This window comes from Zavarzinia compransoris (assembly GCF_003173055.1).
Classification (GTDB): Bacteria; Pseudomonadota; Alphaproteobacteria; order Zavarziniales; family Zavarziniaceae; genus Zavarzinia; species Zavarzinia compransoris.
Window position 1 is genome coordinate 99,767 of the sequence record NZ_QGLF01000005.1, and the last position, 20,640, is coordinate 120,406.

19 protein-coding genes are annotated in these 20,640 nt (G+C 69.4%); 8 read left to right on the forward strand and 11 right to left on the reverse strand.

The window, feature by feature from the left end:
• Window positions 1-7 precede the first annotated feature (7 nt).
• Both glcF and DKG75_RS17370 read left to right on the forward strand, forming a co-directional pair.
• Window positions 8-1,294: a glycolate oxidase subunit GlcF gene (glcF, locus tag DKG75_RS17365; protein ID WP_109922444.1), complete on the forward strand. Its 1,287-nt coding sequence runs from the start codon at window positions 8-10 to the stop codon at window positions 1,292-1,294.
• A 131-nt stretch (window positions 1,295-1,425) separates the two neighbouring features.
• Window positions 1,426-2,565: a Fic family protein gene (locus DKG75_RS17370; protein WP_109922445.1), complete on the forward strand. Its 1,140-nt coding sequence runs from the start codon at window positions 1,426-1,428 to the stop codon at window positions 2,563-2,565.
• Here the strand turns inward: DKG75_RS17370 and DKG75_RS17375 are convergent.
• Together DKG75_RS17375 and DKG75_RS17380 are read right to left on the reverse strand one after the other, a co-directional pair.
• Window positions 2,562-3,812 (reverse strand): glycerate kinase type-2 family protein, encoded by a 1,251-nt coding sequence (locus DKG75_RS17375; RefSeq protein WP_109922446.1) that lies wholly within the window; start codon window positions 3,810-3,812, stop codon window positions 2,562-2,564. The two genes, DKG75_RS17370 and DKG75_RS17375, sit on opposite strands and share 4 nt — an antisense overlap.
• Before the next feature lie 7 nt (window positions 3,813-3,819).
• Window positions 3,820-4,725, reverse strand: a complete 906-nt coding sequence (locus DKG75_RS17380; protein WP_109922447.1) for a DMT family transporter — start codon at window positions 4,723-4,725, stop codon at window positions 3,820-3,822.
• A 110-nt stretch (window positions 4,726-4,835) separates the two neighbouring features.
• Between DKG75_RS17380 and DKG75_RS17385 the strand changes: the two genes are divergently transcribed.
• Window positions 4,836-5,783, forward strand: a complete 948-nt coding sequence (locus DKG75_RS17385; RefSeq protein WP_208111868.1) for a mitochondrial fission ELM1 family protein — start codon at window positions 4,836-4,838, stop codon at window positions 5,781-5,783.
• On the opposite strand, the gene DKG75_RS17390 is transcribed toward DKG75_RS17385, so the two are convergent.
• Window positions 5,761-8,172 carry an ATP-binding protein gene (locus DKG75_RS17390; protein ID WP_166646254.1) on the reverse strand — a complete coding sequence of 804 codons (2,412 nt, stop codon included), beginning with the start codon at window positions 8,170-8,172 and terminating at the stop codon, window positions 5,761-5,763. The genes DKG75_RS17385 and DKG75_RS17390 overlap by 23 nt on opposite strands.
• Window positions 8,173-8,226: 54 nt before the next feature.
• Between DKG75_RS17390 and DKG75_RS17395 the strand changes: the two genes are divergently transcribed.
• The 3 genes from DKG75_RS17395 to DKG75_RS17405 all read left to right on the forward strand — a co-directional run bounded on the left by DKG75_RS17395 (window position 8,227) and on the right by DKG75_RS17405 (window position 10,575).
• Window positions 8,227-8,520, forward strand: coding sequence for a DUF1244 domain-containing protein (locus DKG75_RS17395; protein WP_208111869.1), 294 nt, complete (start codon window positions 8,227-8,229; stop codon window positions 8,518-8,520).
• 95 nt (window positions 8,521-8,615) lie between these two features.
• A complete protein-coding gene (locus tag DKG75_RS17400) occupies window positions 8,616-9,965 on the forward strand; it encodes an ActS/PrrB/RegB family redox-sensitive histidine kinase (protein ID WP_109922451.1) in 1,350 nt (449 codons plus the stop codon).
• A gap of 52 nt (window positions 9,966-10,017) precedes the next feature.
• Complete coding sequence (locus tag DKG75_RS17405) at window positions 10,018-10,575, forward strand: ActR/PrrA/RegA family redox response regulator transcription factor (RefSeq protein WP_109922887.1); 558 nt, start codon at window positions 10,018-10,020, stop codon at window positions 10,573-10,575.
• 69 nt (window positions 10,576-10,644) lie between these two features.
• Here DKG75_RS17405 and DKG75_RS17410 read toward each other — a convergent pair whose 3' ends face one another.
• From DKG75_RS17410 to DKG75_RS17420, 3 genes are all read right to left on the reverse strand, one after another.
• Window positions 10,645-11,760, reverse strand: coding sequence for a ferritin-like domain-containing protein (locus tag DKG75_RS17410; RefSeq protein WP_109922452.1), 1,116 nt, complete (start codon window positions 11,758-11,760; stop codon window positions 10,645-10,647).
• A gap of 130 nt (window positions 11,761-11,890) precedes the next feature.
• A complete protein-coding gene (locus DKG75_RS17415; RefSeq protein WP_109922453.1) occupies window positions 11,891-13,465 on the reverse strand; it encodes a DHA2 family efflux MFS transporter permease subunit in 1,575 nt (524 codons plus the stop codon).
• An 18-nt stretch (window positions 13,466-13,483) separates the two neighbouring features.
• The gene (locus DKG75_RS17420; protein WP_109922454.1) at window positions 13,484-14,554 is read right to left on the reverse strand and encodes an HlyD family secretion protein; all 1,071 of its coding nucleotides are present in this window, start codon (window positions 14,552-14,554) and stop codon (window positions 13,484-13,486) included.
• A 155-nt stretch (window positions 14,555-14,709) separates the two neighbouring features.
• On the opposite strand from DKG75_RS17420, the gene DKG75_RS17425 reads away from it, so the two are divergent.
• Both DKG75_RS17425 and DKG75_RS17430 read left to right on the forward strand, forming a co-directional pair.
• A complete protein-coding gene (locus DKG75_RS17425; RefSeq protein ID WP_109922455.1) occupies window positions 14,710-15,354 on the forward strand; it encodes a TetR/AcrR family transcriptional regulator in 645 nt (214 codons plus the stop codon).
• 57 nt (window positions 15,355-15,411) lie between these two features.
• Window positions 15,412-17,919 carry a cation:proton antiporter gene (locus DKG75_RS17430; RefSeq protein WP_109922456.1) on the forward strand — a complete coding sequence of 836 codons (2,508 nt, stop codon included), beginning with the start codon at window positions 15,412-15,414 and terminating at the stop codon, window positions 17,917-17,919.
• Window positions 17,920-17,922: 3 nt separating this feature from the next.
• Here DKG75_RS17430 and DKG75_RS17435 read toward each other — a convergent pair whose 3' ends face one another.
• The 5 genes from DKG75_RS17435 to DKG75_RS17455 are packed head-to-tail and all read right to left on the reverse strand — an operon-like array spanning window position 17,923 to window position 20,618.
• Entirely contained in the window at window positions 17,923-18,561 is a 639-nt protein-coding gene (locus DKG75_RS17435) for an HAD-IA family hydrolase (protein WP_109922457.1), read from the reverse strand.
• 7 nt (window positions 18,562-18,568) lie between these two features.
• Window positions 18,569-18,862: an HPr family phosphocarrier protein gene (locus DKG75_RS17440; protein ID WP_243746395.1), complete on the reverse strand. Its 294-nt coding sequence runs from the start codon at window positions 18,860-18,862 to the stop codon at window positions 18,569-18,571.
• 1 nt (window position 18,863) lies between these two features.
• A complete protein-coding gene (locus tag DKG75_RS17445; protein ID WP_109922459.1) occupies window positions 18,864-19,271 on the reverse strand; it encodes a PTS sugar transporter subunit IIA in 408 nt (135 codons plus the stop codon).
• 22 nt (window positions 19,272-19,293) lie between these two features.
• Window positions 19,294-20,169, reverse strand: a complete 876-nt coding sequence (gene rapZ, locus DKG75_RS17450) for an RNase adapter RapZ (RefSeq protein WP_109922460.1) — start codon at window positions 20,167-20,169, stop codon at window positions 19,294-19,296.
• A complete protein-coding gene (locus tag DKG75_RS17455) occupies window positions 20,166-20,618 on the reverse strand; it encodes an HPr kinase/phosphorylase (RefSeq protein ID WP_109922461.1) in 453 nt (150 codons plus the stop codon). Before DKG75_RS17455 ends, rapZ begins: the two co-directional genes overlap by 4 nt.
• Window positions 20,619-20,640: the final 22 nt, after the last annotated feature.

Here is a 20,640-nt window from a genome sequence, read left to right on the forward strand (position 1 = left end):
ATCCGTCATGCGCACCTCCTTCACGCCCGAACGCCTGGCCGATCCCGCCATCGCCGAGATCGATTCGATCCTGCGCAAATGTGTCCATTGCGGCTTCTGCACCGCGACCTGCCCGACCTATCTCGAAACCGGCGACGAATTGGACGGCCCGCGCGGGCGCATCTACCTGATGAAGGAAATGTTCGAGGCCGGGCGCCCGGCGGATGCGGTGGTGCGCGACCATCTCGACCGCTGCCTCGGCTGTTTCAGCTGCATGTCGACCTGTCCCTCGGGGGTCGACTACGCCCATCTGGTCGAACACGGCAAGGCCCATGTCGAGGCGACGGCGCCGCGCCCCCTGCTGGATCGGGGGCTGCGCGCCGTCCTTGCCCTGATGCTGCCGGGGCGCCGGCGCTTCCGCCTCAGCCTGCTTGCCGGGGTCCTGGCGGCGCCCGTGCTGCGCCGCCTGCCCGGGCGGCTGGGCGCGCTCGGTGCCCTGGTCCCGGCGCGCCTGCCGGGGCGGATCGCGATCCGGCCGGGCACGCTGCATCCGGCGGCGGCGGGGAGGCGGGGCCGGGTCGCGCTCGTCATTGGCTGCATCCAGCCGGTGCTGCGGCCGGGGGTCGATGCGGCGGCGGTGCGCCTGCTCAATCGCCACGGCATCGAGGTGGTGGTGCCGCCCGCCGCCGGCTGCTGCGGCGCCCTGCCCCTGCACATGGGCAAGGAAGCCCGGGGCCGGGCCGCCGCCGCCGCCCTGGTCGATGCCCTGGGCCCGGTGCTCGACGGGCTGGACGCGGTGATCGTCACGGCGTCCGGCTGCGGCACCACGGTCAAGGATTACGGCCACCTGCTGCACGACGATCCCTTGCGGGCGGACAAGGCCCGGCGCATCGCCGCCCTGGCCCGCGACGTCACCGAAGTGCTGGACCCCCTGGATCTCCGCCCGACCGGTGCCGCCGGGGGCCGCGAGATCGCCTATCACGACGCCTGCTCGCTCCGCCACGGCCAGCGGGTGACGGCGCCCAAGCGCCTGCTGGCCAGGGCCGGCTTCGTGGTGCGCGAACCGCGCGATCCCCACCTCTGCTGCGGCTCGGCCGGCACCTACAACATGCTGCAACCGGCCCTTTCCGCCCCCCTCGGCGACAATAAGGCCAAGGCCCTGGCGGCGACCGGCGCCCCCTTGATCGCCGCCGGCAATATCGGCTGCATGACCCAGATCGCCCAGCACGGCACCCTGCCGGTGGTCCACACCGTCGAACTGCTGGACTGGGCGACCGGCGGCCCCCGCCCGGACGGGGTCGAGGGGATGGCCTGACGATTATCAAAATACCAATAAAATGATGGACAAGCCCGCTTGATCCTCAGTATGAGAGTCAATGAAGGTTGATTATCGGATTCCTCGTTTTCCGATAATCGAAAACCGGTGCGGCTCACAAGGGGGCGTGGATGGAGCGTGGGGCGGGCGACTATGATTTCAGCGCGGCGACCGACTACCATTATGGCCGCTTTCCGCCGACGGCCCTGGACTATCGGCGCCTGGCGAAACCCTTGACCGCGGCGATGGCCGCCCTGGCCCGCTATGACCAGATGCTCAAGGGCATGCACAACAGCGAGATCCTGCTCGCCCCCCTGCGCCGCCAGGAGGCGGTGATTTCGTCGCGCATGGAAGGCACGATCAGTACGCTCGACGAATTGTTGCGCTACGAAGCCGACCACGAAACCTCGGATATTCCTGACGAGGCCAACTATCGCAGCGATGTCATCGAAGTCGCGCTCTATGCCCGGGCCATGAAGCTGGCGCAGTCGAGCATGGCCGAAGGGCAGCCCCTGTCGACCTGGCTGATCCGGTCGGCCCATCGGACATTGCTCGGTTTCGGGCGCGGCGCGCAGAATGCCCCTGGTGAATTGAGGCAGGAACAGAATTATCTCGCCGATCCGCTGAAGCGGAAAATTCTGTTCATTCCCGTCCGCGCCGAACAATTGGGCCCTGCGCTCGACGGGTTGTTCGCCTTCATGGCGGATGAGGAGTGGGAAATATTGCTGCGGGCGGCGATTTCCCACCTCGAATTCGAAGCCATTCACCCCTTCAAAGATGGCAACGGCCGTATCGGCCGCATGTTGATACCGCTGCTGCTCTGGCAGGGGCGGGTCCTGTCCCAACCCCATTTCTACGTCAGCGCCTATTTCGAGCGGCGCCGCGACGAATATATCGACCGTTTGCGCCAGGTCTCCGCACATGACGACTGGATGGGGTGGATTCTATTTTTCCTCGCCGCGATCGAGGAACAGGCGCACGAAAATCTGCGGACAGCCGAGAGCATCCGAAACCTGTACGAAGACATGAAGGGGCGGTTCAGGGAAATATTGTCCTCGAAATGGACGGTCGCAGCCCTTGACTTCGTCTTCACCCGGCCGGTGTTCCGGAACAATGTCTTTACCGGAAAGTCAGGAATTCCGCCGGCGACCGTCTATCGTTTCGTCCGCGCCCTGGCGGATCAGGGGCTTTTGACCACGATCATGCCGGCGGCCGGGCGTAGCCCGGCGATGTATAGTTTCGAACCCCTGTTGCAACTGGTGCGGGCCTAACCCAAGTCCCCATCGACGATGATCGCCCGGAAGTCGTTCACATTGGTCCGGGTCGGGCCGGTGACGACGAGGTCGCCCAGGGCTTCGAAAAAGGTGCGGCTGCGGTTGGCGGCCAGCAGGGCGGCGGCGTCGAGGCCGAGGGCGCGGGCCCGGGCCAGGGTGGTCGGGTCGATGCGGGCGCCGGCGTCCGGGCTGGTGCCGTCGATGCCGTCGGTATCGACGGCCAGCGCCCGGATCCCCGGCGCGCCGCCGAGGCCGAGGGCGAGGCCCAGGAGATATTCCTTGTTGGGGCCGCCGGCACCGCCGTCGCCGGCGATGGTGACGGTCAATTCCCCGCCCGACAGGATCGCAAGCGGGCCCCGGTCCCGGTTCGCCAGGGCGAGGCGGGCGTGCTCGGCGCCGATCCGGCGTGCCTCGCCCTCGACCCGGTCGCCGAGGTTGAGCACGGTGCGATCAGCGGCCCTGGCCGCAGCCTCGGCGGCGGCGAGGACATCGGCGGGGCGGAGGATCACCGTGGCGCCCTGGCGGGCAAGGCGGGGGTCGCCCGGTTTCGGGGTCTCGGCCGCGGGTGCCCGCAGATGGGCCGCGACGGCGGCCGGGACATCGAGCCGCCAGCGTTCGACGATCGCGCGGGCCTCGGCCAGGGTCGAGGGATCGGGCACGGTCGGGCCCGAGGCGATGGTGGCGGGATCGTCCCCCGGCACGTCCGAGACGAGCAGGGCGGCGAGCGGCGCCGGTGCCGCCGCCAGGGCAAGACGCCCGCCCTTGATCGCCGAGAGGTGCTTGCGCACCACGTTGATCTCGCCGATCGGCGTGCCGGCACGCAGCAGGGCGCGGGTCACGGCCTGCTTGTCGGCCAGGGTGAGGCCCGGCGCCGGCAGCGCCATCAAGGCCGAGCCACCGCCCGAGACCAGGGCGATCACCAGATCGTCCGGCCCGAGGCCACGGACGAGATCGAGAATGCGGGCGGCGGCCCTCGGCCCCTGATCGTCGGGCAGGGGATGGCCGGCCTCGACCACCTCGATCCGGCCGGCGGGCAGGCCATGGCCGTGGCGGGTGATGACGAGGCCGGACAGGGGCCCGGTCCAGGCCCGGTCCAGCGCCGCCGCCATGGCCGCCGCCGCCTTGCCCGCGCCCACGGCGACGGTGCGTCCCTTCGGGACCGGCGGCAGGTGGCGCAGGGTCGCGGCGCCGACATCCGCGGCGGCCAGCACCGTGGCGAGCAGGCGGTCGCAGAGGTCGGCCATGGCCGGCTCAGGTGCCGCGCCGGGCGATCATGATCCCGGCCAGGATCAGGGCGCCGCCCAGCAGCTCGACCGGGCCGAGCGCCTCGCCCAGCAGCACCCAGCCGATGATGGCGGCCGCCAGCGGCTCGACCAGGATGACCAGGGACGACAGGCCGGCCGGCAGATGGCCCACCGCCTCGGCGATCAGGCCCTGGCCGGCGGCCTGGCTGATCCAGGCGAGCGCGATCAGCACCAGCCAGCCGGCCGCGCTCTCGGGGAAGATCCGGCCTTCGGTCGCCAGGGCCAGGGGCAGCAGGGCGATAGCGGTGACGAGGCTGGACCACAGCATCAGGCGCGGCGCGTCGATCCGGCTGCGCAGGTCCTTCACCACGAGGATATAGGAGCCGAAGAAGACCGCGGTGACGATGCCGAGCCCGTCGCCCAGCGCATGCTCCATGCCGATCGACAGGGAATTGGCGATCAGGCAGCCGGCGCCCAGGAAGGTGAAGGCGAGCCCGGCCAGGAACACCGCCTTCGGCCGCTCGCCGAAGAACGCCCAGGCGCCGAAGACGACGAAGATCGGCGCGAAATTGGCGAACAGGGTGGAATTGGCGACCGTGGTCAGATGGATCGACCAATGCCAGCTGAACAGGTCGCCGGTGAACAGCAGGCCGGCAATCAGCAGCCTGATCTTTGCCGCCCGGCCGAGGGGGGCCGGGGGGGCTGCCCGATTGCGCGCCGCGACCACGGTCCAGCCGTAGAACAGGGGCAGGGCCAGGGCCAGGCGCCAGAAGGCGGTGGCGGTCGGCCCCAGTTCCGACAGGCGGACGAAGAGGGGCGAGAAGCCGATGGCGATGGCCCCGAGGATCAGGGCGGGCAAGGCCCAGCGCGGGGCGGCGGCAGATGGGGAGGACGGCACGGCAGGGGCGGACATGGCGCCTTATACCGCGGCGGCGCCAGCCTTGCCTCAGCCGATTGAGAAATGCGGGCTTGTGCCGGGCGCCGGGCTCGCTACCTTTGCCCCCCTGTAAGACGGAGTGGGACGTGGCGACGGTCTGGTGTCTCAGCGAGGGGCATGCCGGCATGGAGACCCAGGTGGTGGGTCTTGCCGAGGCGCTGGGCCTCGACCATGAGGTGAAGCGCGTGCGCGTGCGCCTGCCCTGGGACTGGCTGCCCGGCCGCCTGTGGCCCTGGCCGCTGAAGGCGCCGACCGCGGACAGCGATCCCCTGGCCCCGCCCTGGCCGGACCTGGTGATTTCGACCGGCAATGTCGCCGCCCCCCTTGCGGTCGCGATCCGCAAGGCCAGCGGCGGCCGTACCCGCCTCGTCCACCTGCAGAACCCGAAACTCGCCCTGTCGCATTTCGACGTCGTGATCGCGCCGCGCCACGACCGGCTGGCGGGCGCCCATGTGATCGAGACCCGGGCCGGCCTGCACCGGGTGACGCCGGCGCGCATCGCCGCCGGCGCCGACCTCTGGCGCGACCGCCTGGGCCATATGCCGCACCCCCTGGTCGGGGTTCTTCTCGGCGGCTCGAACCGGCGCTATCGCCTGGACGGCCGCGCGGGCGAGGACCTGGGCCGGCGGCTGGCGGCGGCGGCGGGCGCGATCGGTGCCGGCCTCGCGATCACGCCGTCGCGGCGGACGGCGCCCGCCGCCCTCGACGGCCTGCGCCGGGGCCTGGGCGACCGGCCGCGCTTCATCTGGGACGGCAAGGGCGACAATCCCTATTTCGGCCTGCTCGGCCTCTCCGACCATCTGGTGATCACGGCCGATTCGGTCTCGATGATCTCGGAAGCGCTGCTGACCGGCCGGCCGGTGCATGTGGCGCGCCTGCCCGGGCGCTCGAACCGGCTGGGGCGCTTCGTCGACGACCTGGTGGCGGACGGCTATGTCCGCTGGTTCGACGGCAGTTTCCCCACCTGGCGCTATGAACCCCTCGATGAAATGCCCAGGGTCGCCGCGCTGGTCAGGCAGCGTCTCGGCCTGTGACGCGGTCGAGGGCGGCCAGGGTTTCCGCCACCACCCGGTCGTAGAGGTCGAGCCTGGCGGTCAGCGTGGCCGGGTTCAGGGCCGCGGCGCCGTCGAGGCGGAGACTGCGGGTCACCGCCGCGATCCCCTCCGCCCCCAATTGCGCGGTCATGCCCTGGATCGTGTGGGCGGCCTCGCGCAATTGCGCGGCGTCGCCTTCAAGCGCCGCGCGGTGCAGGCGGGCGCCTTCCTTGGCCAGGGTCTGGCGGAACGAGGCGACGAGGTCGCGGATCTGGTCCGCCCCCATGATCTCGCGCAGTTCCTCGAGCGGGCGGGGATCGAAGCCGGGATCGATCGCGGCCGTGCTCGCGGTCTCGGCGGCGCCCGGGGACTGGGCCGGGCTTTGCAGCAGCAGGCGGCGCAGGTCCCGGTCCAGGGCGGCCCAGTCGATCGGCTTGGTGTGCAGGGCGTCGATGCCGATGCGCCGGTAGCCATCGAGATCCTCGGCCAGGGCATCGGCGGTCAGGGCGATCACCGGCGGCAGGGGGCGGACCGCATCCTCGCGCATCTGGGCCAGGGCGCGGGGCCCGTCCATCACCGGCATGCGCATGTCGAGCAGGAGGGCGTCGAAGCCCTTCTTGCGCCAGGCCTCGACCGCTTCCCAGCCGTTGGCGGCGAAAGTGATGTCGTAGCCGCGGCGCGCCAATTGCTCGCGGATCAGGAAACGGTTGATCTCATTGTCCTCGGCGACCAGCAGGCGCGGGCGGAAGCCGCCGGGGGCGACCGGCTCCGGCGCGGCCGGGGGCGGCGGGACCGGCAGCGGCGCCACGGCCGCGGCCTCGCCGGCGGGCAGGGGCACCGTGAACCAGAAGCGGGTGCCGTTGCCGAGCGCGCTGGTCAGGCCGATGTCGCCGCCCATGGCCTTGACCAGCCGGCGGCAGATGGCGAGGCCGAGCCCGGTGCCGCCGAAGCGCCGGCTGGTCGAGGCGTCGGCCTGCATGAAGGGCTCGAACAGGGCCGCCCTGGTCGCGCTCGACATGCCGACCCCGCTGTCCTGGACGGAAAAGCGCAGCGTCCCGCCCTCGGCGCGATGGCGCGAGACGGTGACCGCGATCGAGCCGCAGTCGGTGAATTTCACCGCATTGCCGATCAGATTGGCCAGGATCTGGCGCAGGCGCCCGGGATCGCCGTGGACCACGGCGGGCACGTCCGTATCGATCGTCAGGCTGAGCGCCAGGCCCTTCTGGGCGCAGCGGGCCCGGAACAGGTCGACCGCCGCCGCCACCGTCTCGGCCAGGCGGAAGTCGGCGGCCTCAAGCTCGATCGCCCCCGCCTCCAGCTTGGAGAAATCGAGGATGTCGTTGAGAACGTCGAGCAGGGCATGGGCCGACGTGTCGAGCAGGGCGACATATTGGCTCTGGTCGCGGTTCAGGGCGCCCTGGCGCAGCAGGTCGATGGTGCCCAGCATGCCCGACATCGGGGTGCGCAGTTCATGGCTCATGACCGCGAGGAAGCGGGACTTGGCCCGGTTGGCCGCCTGGGCCTGGTCCCGGGCCTCGGCGAGCGCGGTGCGTTCGGCCTCGGCGGTGCGGAACTGGCGATGGACGGCCATGATCCGGTACAGAAGGGCCACGGCCAGCCCCAGGAAAATGGCGATCAGGGCCGCCTTGTCCCACCACCATTCCGCCACATGGGCGGCGCGGGAGGCGCGCAGCACCAGGGTGAAGCCGGTGTGGTCCAGCGGTTTCGCGATCCCGATCAGGCCGTCGCCGGCGGTCGTCGGACTGGTCGCGATCAGCACCTGCCGGTCGGGCCCGGTCAGGGCGACCACCGATTCGGGCCGGCGCAGGCTGGCGGCATAGAAGCCGGCGATGCGCCCGGTATCGAGCGCGCCGACGAGCAGGCGGCCGTCGCCGAGGGCAAGGGTGCGGACGAGCAGCGGCGTGCCGTCGGCCCCGTGCAGCAGGGTGTCGTCGGCGGGCGGGGTGTCCAGGCGGGCCGGCAGCCGGTTCCGCGCGGCCGCCAGCCGGCGGCCGTCCGGGCCGTAAAGGGCGAGGTCGGCGACCATCGGCCCGGTCTCGGCCAGGACCGCCAGAAGCTCCGGGTCGGCCGCGCGCCCTTTGGCGTCGGGGGCGTCGGCGTCGAGGGCGGCGGCGGCGGCCAGCAGGCCGTGCAGGGACAGCAGCGTATCCCCGGTCCAGGTGGCGAGGACCTCGGCGCTGATCCTGACGTTCAGGCGGGCCCGGTCCAGGCGTTCGGCGAAATCGACGGCAAGCTGGATCGCGAACAGGCTGCTGATCACCAGGGCAAGCAGCAGCAGGCGCCGCACCCGGTGAAAGGGCGGAGGAGAGGGGGGGGACGGCCCCTCGGGGCCGGCCGCGGGCGCGGTCTCGTCGGCGACGGGTTGCATCGGAAGAGTTTCGCGGCGAAAAGTTAACCAACCCTCAGCGCCCGGAGCATGATCATGGACGATGCCACCCGTATCCGCCTCGAAGCCGCCGCCTTCCGCCGCCTGGTCAGCCATTTGCGCGGGCGGACCGAGGTGCAGAACATCGACCTGATGAACCTTGCCGGCTTCTGCCGCAACTGCCTGTCCAACTGGCTGAAGGACGCGGCCGACGGCGAGGGCGTGGCCCTGACCAAGGACGAAGCCCGGGAAGCGGTCTACGGCATGCCCTATGACGATTGGAAACGGCTCTACCAGCGCGAGGCGACGCCGGAACAGCAGGCCGCCTTCGCCGCGAAGGCCGAGGCATAATCTCCTGGGATTTGAGAAAGATCAGGGCGTTCGCCGCCCGGTCGCGCCATAGGGACGGGGTTTCGCCTTTTCCAAACCCGCTCTAGTCTCGGCCCATGACCGCCTTCGATCCCGACCTCCATGATTCGGAGGAGCGCGACAACCCCGGTGCCTCGCTGACCAAGGCGGCGACGGGCGCCCCCTTGCGCCTGCGCACCCTGATCCTGCTGCGCTGGCTGGCGGTGGGCGGGCAGGCCGGGGCGCTTTTCGTCGTTTCCGTCGTGCTCGGCTTTCCGATGCCGACACTGGCGATCGCCATCCCGATCGCGGCTTCGGTCCTGCTCAACCTGATCCTGCAGGTGGCCTATCCGGCGACCAAGCGCCTGTCGGACCGGGAGGCGGGGCTCTATCTCGCCTATGACGTGCTGCAACTGGCGGCCCTGCTCTATCTGACCGGCGGATTGCAGAACCCCTTCGCCTTCCTGATCCTGGTGCCGGTGACGATCTCGGCGACGATCCTCGATCTCGGCCTGACCATCGGCCTGGGCGCGCTGGCGCTCGCCTGCATCACCCTGCTGTCCTTCCTGCACCTGCCCCTGCCCTGGCGGGGCGAGCCCTTCGACCTCGACCCCATCTATGTCGTCGGGATCTGGACCAGCCTCGCCCTCGGCATGGGCTTCATCATCACCTATGCCTGGCGGGTGGCGGCGGAGGCGCGGCGCCTGTCGAGCGCGGTGGCGGCAACGCGCGACGCGCTGGCCAAGGAACAGCAATTGTCGGCCCTCGGCGCGCTTGCCGCCGCGGCCGCGCACGAACTGGGCACGCCGCTGGCCACCATCGCCGTCGTCGCCCGCGAACTGGCGGACGAGATCGGCGACGGCCCCCATGGCGACGACATCGGCATCCTGCTGGCCCAGAGCAAGCGCTGCCGGGAAATCCTGTCCCAATTGTCGCGCCGGCCGGAAGACATGCGCGACACCACCTTCTCGGTCCTGCCGCTGACCACCCTGGTCGAGGCGGCGGCGGCGCCCCATCTCCGCCGCGCGCTGCGCTTCGAGATCGCGGCGACGGGCGACGGCCCGGAACCCCTGCTGCGCCGCGCCCCCGAAATCATCCACGGCCTCGGCAATCTGGTCGAGAATGCCATGCGCTTCGCCCGCGAACAGGTGACCATGATCATCGACTGGGACGCGGACGAAGTGGTGGTCGCGGTCAGCGACGACGGCCCGGGCTTTCCCGCCGAAGTGCTGGAATCCCTGGGCGAGCCCTATGTCACCACGCGGAAGGGCGAGGGGCTGGGCCTCGGGGTCTTCATCGCCAAGACCCTGATCGAGCATTCCGGCGGCCAGATCAGCTTCTTCAACCGTGTCGGCCGCGGGGCCGAGGTTGCCATTCGCTGGCCCCGGGGCATATTGGACATCGGTGACAAGATGAATGTACCGGCGGCCGGGGCCGCCGAAAGATGATGGCACAAGCGGCGGCCGGGGCCGCCGATGCAGGTCGGGAGAAAAAATGAACATGGAAACGACGCCGGCCCCTTCGACCGTGGACCCCAGCCGGACCCTGCTGCTGGTCGACGACGACGATACCCTGCGCGAGCGTCTGGCACGGGCCCTGGCCAAGCGCGGCTATGCCGTGACCTCGGCCGGTTCCGTCGCCGAGGGCATCGCCGTGGCGCGCAGCCAGCCGCCGCGCTTCGCCGTCTGCGACCTGCGGCTGGCCGACGGCAACGGGCTCGACGTCGTCGCCGCGATCCGGGAAACCAACCCGGAGGCGCGCATCATCATGCTGACCGGCTATGGCAATATCGCCACCGCCGTCGCCGCGGTGAAGGCCGGCGCCCTGGATTACCTGGCAAAGCCCGCCGATGCGGACGATATCCATGCCGCGCTTCAGGCCAGCGGGGACGAGCGGCCGGAACCGCCGGAACGGCCGATGTCGGCCGACCGGGTGCGCTGGGAACACATCAACCGGGTCTATGAACTGTGCGAGCGCAATGTCTCGGAAACCGCGCGGCGCCTGAACATGCATCGCCGCACGCTTCAGCGCATCCTGGCGAAACATTCGCCGCGCTGAACGGAAAAGGGCCCCGGCGTACCGGGGCCCCCCTTGGTCAATTCACTGCGTGGTCAGTTCACCGCGCGCTCAGGCGAGCTTGCCGGCGCGCTTCCTGTTCTTGTTGATGTCCTTCAGGTATTCGATGCCTTCCTCGGCGATGGCATCGCCCACCATATAGTCGCCCTCCGCCTTCAGCTGGATCATGTCGACATATTGCTCGTAGAACCAGCGGGTGCGGTCGGTGATGATGCCGGCGTTCAGCAGGGTCTTGATCAGCACGCGGAAGATGTCGGTGCCGTCCTTCATGCGGTCGCGGCGCATGTCGTCGGTCGCGGCTTCGAGCACGGCGGCCTGCACCCAGGCGGGATCGAGGCCCAGGCGCTCGTAGATCCAGCCCTTCTGGTCCGGCGAGACGAGGTTGAAGAACAGCGACTGGAAGCAGGACAGCGCCCAGTCCTCGACCTTGTTGTGCTCCTCCTCCGACAGTTTGGGCATGGTCCGGTCGGCCCAGATCTTGCCGAACTTGTGGTGGAAGGCTTCGTCGGTCATGACCAGCTGGGTGGTGCGCTTCAGCAGCGGATCGAAGGTCTTGGCGTGCAGCATGGCGAAGGCGCCCATGGCCAGCCCTTCGACCAGCATCTGCATGCCGACCAGCTTCTTGTAGACTTCCTCGGCCAGCACCAGTTCCGAAAGCAGGTTGCCGAGGATCGGGCCGACCGGCGCCGGCTTGCCCCAGCGCGCCTGGATGTAGCGGGTGAAGGCGGTAACGTGGCGCGCCTCTTCCCGGGCCTGGTTGGCGGCATATTCCTGCGCGCCCGGATCGACCAGGATGTGGCACAGGCTGGCGGACAGGCCCAGCGCGCCCTGTTCGCCGTGCAGGATCGACGACAGCGACCAATGGGTATTCATGTTGATCAGCTGGATCTTCTGCTTCTCGTCCAGCTTGTCGGCGACCGCCGACTGCAGTTCCACCATGATGTCGGCGGGCAGCAGCGGCTGGTTCTCCATGTCGAAAGGCTGGCTGAAATCGATATAGGCGGGGTCCAGCGGGTCCCAGAAATGGTCGTGGGTGGCGGTGATGATCTTGTCGAAGGCGGTGGAGCGGGCGCCGTAGCGCTCGACCTGGATCATCGCGCCGAAGTCGCTCGGACGGACGGTGTTATAGGCCGGGTCCTTGGTGATCTGGGTGACCACTGCGTTCATCTGTCTTCCCTCCCTTTATGCACGCCCGTCGCTGCGGGGTGATCTGATTTTCTGTCAGTGTAGGGGCGGGTCCCGGGCTTGGCAACAGGAAAGCGAACCAAACTCATGTTTTGGACGCTTGTCCCGGGCCTCAATGGTCGGCAGCGGCGGCGTTGAAGGCGCCGCGGCGCATGAAGGGGATCAGGACCAGGATGGCGAAGAAGGTGATCGACATGATCAGCAGGACATCGGTGAAGGCGAGGACATAGGCTTCGCGCTGGGCGATCTGGCGGATCAGGGCGATGGCCGCGCTGTCGCCGTCGATGGTACCGCCGGCAAGGTCGGAGAGATGGCTGGACAGGCCCTCGATCATGCCGGTGGCGACCGGGCGGGCGGCATTCACCGCTTCCGAGAGGCGCGACAGGTGATGCGCCAGCCTATCGGTCAGCAGGGTGTTGATGATGGCGAGGCCGAAGGCGCCGCCGGTATTGCGCATCAGATTGTAGAGGCCCGAGGCATTCTTCATCTGGTCCGGCCGGACCGAGCCGAGCGCCAGCATATTGGCCGGGATCATGCACATCATGATGCCGAGGCCGCGCACCGCCTGGGGCAGGACGAAGGCGTCGAAATCGGATTCGGAGGTCAGGAAACTGTTCAGGTAGACCCCGAGGGCGAAGAAGAACAGGCCGATGCCGAGGATCGCCCGGGCGTCGAACTTGCGGCACAGGATGCCGGCGATGGGCGTCGCCAGGAACTGGCACAGGCCGGTCACCGCCAGCACGGTGCCGATGTGATAGCTGTCGTAGCCGGAGACCCGGCCGAGGAACAGCGGCAGGACATAGACCGAGCCGTACATGCCGAAGCCGATCGCGAAGGCGACGACGCAGCCGATGGCGAAATTGCGGTTGGTGAAGACCCGGAGGTCGATCACCGGCCGGGCGAAGGTGAAGGCGCGCCAGAAGAACCAGACCGCGCCGACCACGCCGAGCACGGTGAAAAGCAGGATCTCGTCCGACTGGAACCAGTCGTTCTTGTTGCCTTCCTCGAGCACGAATTGCAGGGAGCCGAGGAAGAGTGCCACGGCGAAGATCCCCGCGAGGTCGAAGCCGCGCAGCAGCTTCAGGTTCGGCCGGTCGATATCCATCAGGGTGGCGGTGCCGATGGTGACCAGGATGCCCGGCGCGATGTTCAGCAGGAACAGCCAGTGCCACGACAGGGCGGAGGTGATCCAGCCGCCCAGCGTCGGCCCCAGGGTCGGGCCCATGGTGGCGATCAGGCCCATGAGGATCGAAGCCTTCGGGTTGTTCCGCCCGAGCACGAAATAGGAGGTGGCGAAGACTGTCGGGATCATCGCTCCGCCCAGGAAGCCCTGAAGCACCCGGAAGGCGATCATGGATTCGATCGACCAGGCGAAGGCGCAGGCGAAGCTCGCCAGGGTGAAGCCGCCGCAGGAAATGACGAACAGCCAGCGCGTGGACATCACCTGGCTGAGCCAGCCCGACAGCGGGATGATGATGACCTCGGCGATCAGGTAGGACGACTGCACCCAGCCGATCTCGTCCGGCGCGGCGCCGAGGCCGGCCTGGATCTCGGACAGGGACGAGGCGACGATCTGGATGTCCAGGATCGCCATGAACATCCCGACCACCATGATGAAGAAGCCGACCAGATGGCGCCTCTCCGGCTTCGGGTCGGCCAGGGCGTCGGCAGTCGCGGCGACGGACATGAGCGGAAGCCCCCGTGCTTACCTGTTCTCGGCCAGCGCCGCCGGCGCCGGCAGATAGGCGACGTCCGCCGGCGCGACCGAGGTGTCGACCGTGGCGACCACCGACAGGCCGGGCACGAGGCGGCCCAGGCTCTGGCCGGCATCGAGGCGGATCTTCACCGGCACGCGCTGGACCACCTTGGTGAAATTGCCGCTGGCGTTTTCCGGCGGCAGCAGGCTGAACAGCGCGCCGGACGCCGGGCTCAGGCTTTCGACGGTGCCGCGCAGGCGGACGCCGGGCAGGGCGTCGACGGTGATTTCCACCGGCTGGCCCGGGCCCATGCCGGCCAATTGGGTTTCCTTGAAATTGGCCTCCACCCAGAGATCGTTCACCGGCACGACCGACAGCAGCACGGCCCCCGGCCGGGCATATTGGCCGGCGACCACGCCGCGATTGCCGACGACGCCGTCGACCGGCGCGCGGACGAAAGTATCCGCCAGGTTCTGGTCGGCCAGGGCGGCCTGGGCGCGGGCCTGGTCGAGGGCGGCCTGGGCCTCGGTCAGCTTGCCCTTGAGGATCGCAAGCTCGGCCTGCTCGACCGCGACATTGGCGCGGGCGCGGGCCAGGGCCGCCTGGGCCTTGGCATTGTCGGCGGTGGCGGTGTCCAGGTTCTGGCGGGTGGCGAAATCGCTGGTCGCCAGTTTCGACAGGCGGGCAAGGTCGCGGGCGGCGCGTTCCGCCTCGGCGCTGGCGCTGGCCTCGTCCGCCTCGGCGACGGTGATGCGCAGGGCCTGCTGGTCGGCCTGGCGCGCCAGGGTGTCGAGGTCGGCCGCGGCGGCCGCGGCGGCGGCCCGCGCGGCTTCGGCCTGGGCGCGATAGGTGGAATCGTCGATCCGCAGCAGGACGTCGCCGGCGCGGACCATCTGGTTGTCGCCGACCATCACCGCCGCGACCGCGCCCTGCACCTTGGCGCTGATCGGCGCGATATCGGCATGGACATAGGCGTCGTCGGTGCTGATCAGGTGGCGGGTGAGGAACAGCCAGCCGGCAAAGGCGAGCGCACCGATCACGAAAACCCCGATCAGGCCGAGCTTCACTTGCGGCTTCATTGCATCTCGTCCCATGATGGCGGAAGGTGAACTGAACGGTTTAGTTCAGGCGGAATATAACACCCGGACCGCGGATTTACAGCCGGCTTCTCCATGCAGCATTCGCATGGCAGATCCGGTACGCTGTGGGCGGGCGACGATCAGCAGAGGACGGGATGCAGCCGGCGGGGAACGAGGACGGCGCGGCGACGGCCGCGCCATCGGCGAAATACGAGCAGGTGATGGCGGCGGCGTCCGAACTGTTCCTCGACCATGGCTTCGCCGGCACGTCGATGGATGCGGTGGCCCGGGCGGCGGGCGTGTCCAAAGCGACGGTCTATGCCTATTTCGCCTCGAAGGAGGATCTGTTCGAGGCGATGGTGGCGCGCGGCTCGGCCCAGCGCTTCGCCAGCCTGATGCATCCCGATCTCGATTCCCTGGATCTCCGGGACGCGCTGTCCCGCGTCGCCCATGAATTCCTGGCCGTGCTGACCAGCGCCCAGTCCCTGAAGACCATGCGCGCGGTGATGGCCGAGGCGGGGCGCCGTCCCGATCTCGCCGCCCGCTTCTATCGCGCCGGGCCCGGCCGGGTGGTGGCGGCGCTGACCGCCTATCTCGCCCGGGCGCAGAGCCGGGGCCTGCTGGCGACCGACGATCCGCGGACCGCGGCCGAATTGTTCTTCGGCATGATCCGCGGCGACCTGCACCTGCGCCGCCTGCTCGGCCTTGCCGATACGCCGGACACGGCCGAGGTCGCCCGCCTGGCCGATGCCGCCGTCGATCTCTTTCTCCGCGCACACCGGCAGGCGAAACCCGCTTAACGTCGGAATGGCCCGGCTGATAGACTGCCGCCGCCGGCGGGGGGAGACGGCAGCGAGATGAACACCATCGTCACCACGGTCTTTGCCATTGCCGGCCTTCTGGCGGTGATCAGCCTGCTGCCCACGGTCGCGCGGCGTTTCGGCATTCCCTACAGCGTCGTCCTGGCTCTGGTCGGGCTCGGCGTCGGGGCGCTGTCGTCGGCGGCGGGGGCGACGGCGATCACCGGGCCGGTGGGCGACATGCTGCTGGCGTGGCGCGACTTCACCTCCAGTTCCGTCGTCTTCATGGTGGTGTTCCTGCCGATCCTGCTGTTCGAGGCGTCGCTCGGCATCGATGTCCGGGAATTGTTCGACGATCTGGTGCCGGTCCTGCTGCTGGCCGTCGTCGCCGTGCTGGTGGCGACGGCGGTGGTCGGCTTCGCCCTGTCGCAGGCCGGGCCCTTCGGCCTGATCCCGTGCCTGCTGCTGGCCTCGATCATCTCGACCACCGATCCGGCGGCGGTGGTCGCCATCTTCCGCGACCTCGGCGCGCCCAAGCGCCTGTCCCTGCTGGTCGAGGGCGAGGCGGTGTTCAACGATGCGGCGGCGATCACCATCTTCACCATGCTGATCGCCGCGCTCACCCGCGGGCAGGCGCTGGACGGCCTGTCCGGCCTGTGGCTGTTCCTCGACCATTTCGCCGTCGGCTCGCTGTTCGGCCTGGCCCTCGGCCTGCTGGCGACATGGCTGGTGCCCTATTTCAACGACAACCGGCTGTCGGAGCTGACGATCACCGTGGGCGGGGCCTATCTCTGCTACATCGTGCCGGAAAGCTATTTCCATGCCTCGGGCGTCGTTTCCGTGGTCATCTTCGCGCTCACCTTCGGCGCTCTCGGCCGGATGCGCATCGCGCCCGAGAATTGGCGCCACCTGCATCATTCGTGGCAGACGCTGGGCTTCTGGGCCAATTCCCTGATCTTCATGCTGGCGGCCATGCTGGCGCCGAAGACGCTGGCGACCATGACCTTCGGGGATTTCACCCTGCTGCTGGTGCTGGTCGGGGCGGCGCTTGCCGCGCGCGGCCTCGTCATCTTCGGGCTGATGCCGGTGGTCACCGCCATCGGCCTCGCCCATCGGGTGACGCCGGCCTATCGGGCGGTGATCGTCTGGGGTGGCCTGCGCGGCGCCGTCACCCTGGCGCTGGCCCTGGCCGCGACCGAGAATCCGCTGCTCAACCCGGAACTGAAGCGCTTCATCGGCGTGCTCGCCACCACCTTCGTGCTCTGGACCTTGCTGGTCAACGGCCTGACCCTGAAGCCGCTGATCAAGCTGCTCGGCCTGGACCGGCTGTCGCCCAGCGATCTCGCCACCCGCGACCGGGTGATGACCCTCAGCCTGAACACGGTGAAGGCCACGACCGAAGAAGTGGCGCGCACCCACCGCATCGGCGAGGAGGCGGTGAAGCAGGTCACCACCTATTACGAGCGCCGGCTGGCCGAACTCGAGGTCGCCTCCGCCCTCGACCAGGTCCACCCGGGGCGCGAGGATGTGGAAAGCGCCGGCCTCGTCACCCTGGCCCGGCGCGAACAGGCGATCTATCTCGACATGTTCGAGCACCGGGTGATCGGCCGCGACATGGTGGCGCCGCTGGTCACCATCGCCGATCGGCTGGCGGATGCGGCGCGCACCGGCGGGCAGGCGGAATACCTGCGCGAATGCCATTGCGTGACCGATTTTCGCCCCAGCTTCCGCCTCGCCCTGTTCCTTCAGCGCCGCTTCGGCTGGAACCGGCCCCTGGCCCTGACCCTGGAGTCGCGGCTGGAACGCCTGCTGATCATGCAGGCGGCGCTGCGCGAACTGGTCGGCTATGTCCGGCGCACCCTGGCCCCCGTCTTCGGCACGACCGCGGCGGCCCTGCTCGACCAGGCGCTGGATGCCCGTGCCGCCAGCCTGGCCAGCACGATCGACGCCTTGAAGCTGCAATATCCCGATTACGCCGCCGACCTCGAAGCCCGCTACCTTGCCCGCGCCGCGCTCGGGCAGGAGGTGGTGGCTTACCGCGAAATGCAGGACGAGGGCGTGATCTCGACCGAGATCCGCGACGCTTTGCTGCGCGATCTCGAACACCGCCGCACCCTGATCAGCCGGCCGCCGCGCCTGGACCTGCGCCTGAAGCGGGCCGATCTGGTCGGCCTGGTGCCGATCTTCGCCAACCTCGGTCCCGAGCGGCGCGAAGCCCTGGCCGCCCTGATGAAGCCCCATCTGGCGGTCCCGGGCGAGCGCATCATGTCGAAGGGCGAGCGCGGCGAGACGATGTATTTCATCTCGTCCGGCGCGGTCGAGGTGGCGGTCGGGGCATCGCCGGTGCGTCTCGGCTCCGGCGCCTTCTTCGGCGAGATGGCGCTGCTCTACGACCGGCCGCGCAATGCGGATATCACCGCCCTCGGCTATTGCCAGCTGCTCGAACTGTCGCGCCGGGATTTCGAGCGCCTGATGGACAGCGACGAAAGCGTGCGCCGGGCGATTCGCGGCGCCGCGGAAGCCCGCGCCCAGGCCCAGGCCCGGGGCGGCGTCTCGGAAGGCTGATGTTCAGCGAAGCTCGAGGCCGAGCACGGCCTCGAGTTCGGCCAGGGCCTGCTCGGCGCCGGTCACCTTGATCGTGCGCATGCCCATGGCCGCCGCCGGCTTCAGGTTGATGCCGAGATCGTCGAGATAGACGGCGCGGGCGGGGTCGATGGCCAGGATCTCGCAGGCCAGCCGGTAGAATTGGGGATCGGGCTTGCGCACGCCGACCTTGCGGCTTTCGATCACGGCGCCGAATTCGGCCATGACCGCGCCCACCGCCGCCGCATAGGCGGGGCCGGCGCCGAGGTCGTTCACATTGTTGGTCAGGCAGGCGGTCTTGTAGTGCCGCTTCACCCGGCGCAGCGCCTCCACCATCTCGGGCCGGATGCGGCCGTGGATGACGGCGACGACGTCGCGCCCGCGGAGTTCCAGGCCCTGCGCCGCCGCTTCCGCGGCGAAGGCGGCGTCGAAACCATCGAGATCGATTTCCGAGCGCTCGAAACGGGCCCAGGCATTGCCGTCCGGGTTCCGGGCATTGATGCGCCGGATCGAATCGCGGGGCAGGCCGCGCGCGGCTTCGAGCTCGTTGAACGCCTCGAAGGGCGAGGTCAGGATGACGCCGCCGAAATCCCACAGGACGGCGTCATAGGCGCTGCTCGGCATGGTTTCCCTATTCGTCTTCGTTGAAGCGGTTGGCGATCAATTCGCCAAGGGCGTCCAGGGCCTGGGCGGCCTCGCGCCCGCTTGCCGTCACCTCGATGGTGGTGCCGATCGCGGCAGCCAGCATCATCAGCCCCATGATCGAGGTGCCGGTAACCGTGGTGCCGTCCTTGGTCACCTTCACCTCGGCATCGAAGCGGCTGGCGGTCGAGACGAATTTGGCCGCCGCCCGCGCATGCAGGCCGCGCCGGTTGCAGATCTTCAGGTGGCGGACCGGGCCCGCCCCGCCCTCCGCAGCGGCCACGTCAGCCCTGCTCGCTGGCGAGAAGGGCCGAGGCGACGGAGATGTATTTCCGCCCCGCCTCCTGCGCCGCATTGATCGCCTCGGCCAGGCTGACCTTGCCGCGCACGCTGGCCAGCTTGATCAGCATGGGCAGGTTGACGCCGGCGACGACCTCGATCCCCGGCCGCTCCATGGCGGAAATGGCCAGGTTGGAGGGGGTGCCGCCGAACATGTCGGTCAGGATGATCACCCCCTTGCCGCGATCGACGGCGGCGACCGCATCGACGATGTCGCTGCGGCGCTGCTCCATATCGTCGTCGGCGCCGATGCAGATCGCGCGCATCGCCTGTTGCGGACCGACGACGTGTTCCGTCGCCGCTATGAACTCTTCGGCCAGGCGACCGTGGGTCACCAAGACAAGGCCGATCATGGCTCCATTCGACAAGTCACCCTCAAGCGAACACTGTATCGCGGTGTATGACGGTGACGCGATGGCCGCCTTCGCGCAAGACCCCGCCGACACGTTCCGCCATAAAGACCGACCGATGGCGCCCGCCGGTGCAGCCGAAGGCGATGGTCAGGTAGGATTTGCCCTCGCGCCGGTAGAGCGGGACGAGAAAGGTCAGCATGCCTGTCACATGCGCGTCGAACTCGGGGAAGGCCGGGTCGGCGGCGACATGGGCGGCCACTTCCGGGTCGCGGCCGGTACCCGGGCGCAGGTCCGGCACCCAGTGCGGATTGGCCAGGAAGCGGACGTCGAAGACGAGATCGGCCTCGCGCGGCAGGCCTTTCTTGAACGAGAAGGACATGACGGTGACCGTCAGCCCGGCGAATTCGTCGAGCGGGAACAGGCCGGCGATCAGGCGCTTCAGGTCGTTGGTCGACAGCAGGGTGGTGTCGATCACCTCGTCCGCCTCGTCGCGCACGGGGAACATCAGGCGCTGTTCGAGGGCGATGCCGTCGGTGACCGGGCGGTCCTCCGCCATCGGGTGGCGGCGGCGGGTCTCGGTATAGCGCTGGGCGAGCACGCCCTCGGCGCAGTCGACGAACAGCAATTGCAGGTCGAGATCCGGGCGCCCGCGCAGCGAATCGACCCGGCGCAGGAATTGCTCGGTGTTGAAGCCGCGGCTGCGGATGTCGACATTGATGGCGACGCCCCGGGCCGGGTGGTCCGATTCGGGCGACAGCAGGGCGCCGAGGAAGGCCAGGGGCAGATTGTCGATGGTCTCGTAGCCGAGGTCTTCGAGCGCCTTCATGGACGTCGACTTGCCGGCGCCGGAAAGACCGGTGAGCAGCACCACGGGCAGGCGGTCGGCGGAAGCGGTCATCGTGTCACCTTAAGGTCCCCGGTCGCGGCGCGCAGGGCCAGTTCGACCTTCAGGGGGGCGGAAGCCTCGAAAGGGGTAAGCGCGATCCGTGACAGGATCATGTCGGCGATCGTCGCCGTCGCCGCTTCGGGCAGGCGGGCGATCGCCGCAGGCGGCGCCAGATCGACCACGAGGCGGAGCGGGACGGACGGGCAGCCCTGCCCCAGGGCGACGATGCCGAGCCCCCGCACCTCGATCAGGCCGCGCAGATTGTCGGGGGCCGTGGCGATCAGGGTCCCGGCCTCCGCCCTGAGGCGGACCTGATCGTCGGCGACGAGGCGGGCGCCCCGGTCGATCAGGCGCAGCGCCAGATCGGATTTCCCCGCCCCCGAAGGGCCGCGCAGCAGCACGCCGTGGGGACCGAGGGCAACGCAGGTGCCATGCAACAGGAAGGGGTGGGGGGGCGACATGGCGCCAAGGTGCGCCGGCCGC

Coding starts and splice junctions, on each gene's coding strand:
- glcF (WP_109922444.1), top strand. CDS start 8: ATGCGCACCTCCTTCACGCCCGAACGCCTGGCCGATCCCGCCATCGCC.
- DKG75_RS17370 (WP_109922445.1), top strand. CDS start 1,426: ATGGAGCGTGGGGCGGGCGACTATGATTTCAGCGCGGCGACCGACTAC.
- DKG75_RS17375 (WP_109922446.1), bottom strand. CDS start 3,812: ATGGCCGACCTCTGCGACCGCCTGCTCGCCACGGTGCTGGCCGCCGCG.
- DKG75_RS17380 (WP_109922447.1), bottom strand. CDS start 4,725: ATGTCCGCCCCTGCCGTGCCGTCCTCCCCATCTGCCGCCGCCCCGCGC.
- DKG75_RS17390 (WP_166646254.1), bottom strand. CDS start 8,172: ATGCAACCCGTCGCCGACGAGACCGCGCCCGCGGCCGGCCCCGAGGGG.
- DKG75_RS17395 (WP_208111869.1), top strand. CDS start 8,227: ATGGACGATGCCACCCGTATCCGCCTCGAAGCCGCCGCCTTCCGCCGC.
- DKG75_RS17400 (WP_109922451.1), top strand. CDS start 8,616: ATGACCGCCTTCGATCCCGACCTCCATGATTCGGAGGAGCGCGACAAC.
- DKG75_RS17405 (WP_109922887.1), top strand. CDS start 10,018: ATGGAAACGACGCCGGCCCCTTCGACCGTGGACCCCAGCCGGACCCTG.
- DKG75_RS17410 (WP_109922452.1), bottom strand. CDS start 11,760: ATGAACGCAGTGGTCACCCAGATCACCAAGGACCCGGCCTATAACACC.
- DKG75_RS17415 (WP_109922453.1), bottom strand. CDS start 13,465: ATGTCCGTCGCCGCGACTGCCGACGCCCTGGCCGACCCGAAGCCGGAG.
- DKG75_RS17420 (WP_109922454.1), bottom strand. CDS start 14,554: ATGAAGCCGCAAGTGAAGCTCGGCCTGATCGGGGTTTTCGTGATCGGT.
- DKG75_RS17425 (WP_109922455.1), top strand. CDS start 14,710: ATGCAGCCGGCGGGGAACGAGGACGGCGCGGCGACGGCCGCGCCATCG.
- DKG75_RS17430 (WP_109922456.1), top strand. CDS start 15,412: ATGAACACCATCGTCACCACGGTCTTTGCCATTGCCGGCCTTCTGGCG.
- DKG75_RS17435 (WP_109922457.1), bottom strand. CDS start 18,561: ATGCCGAGCAGCGCCTATGACGCCGTCCTGTGGGATTTCGGCGGCGTC.
- DKG75_RS17445 (WP_109922459.1), bottom strand. CDS start 19,271: ATGATCGGCCTTGTCTTGGTGACCCACGGTCGCCTGGCCGAAGAGTTC.
- rapZ (WP_109922460.1), bottom strand. CDS start 20,169: ATGACCGCTTCCGCCGACCGCCTGCCCGTGGTGCTGCTCACCGGTCTT.
- DKG75_RS17455 (WP_109922461.1), bottom strand. CDS start 20,618: ATGTCGCCCCCCCACCCCTTCCTGTTGCATGGCACCTGCGTTGCCCTC.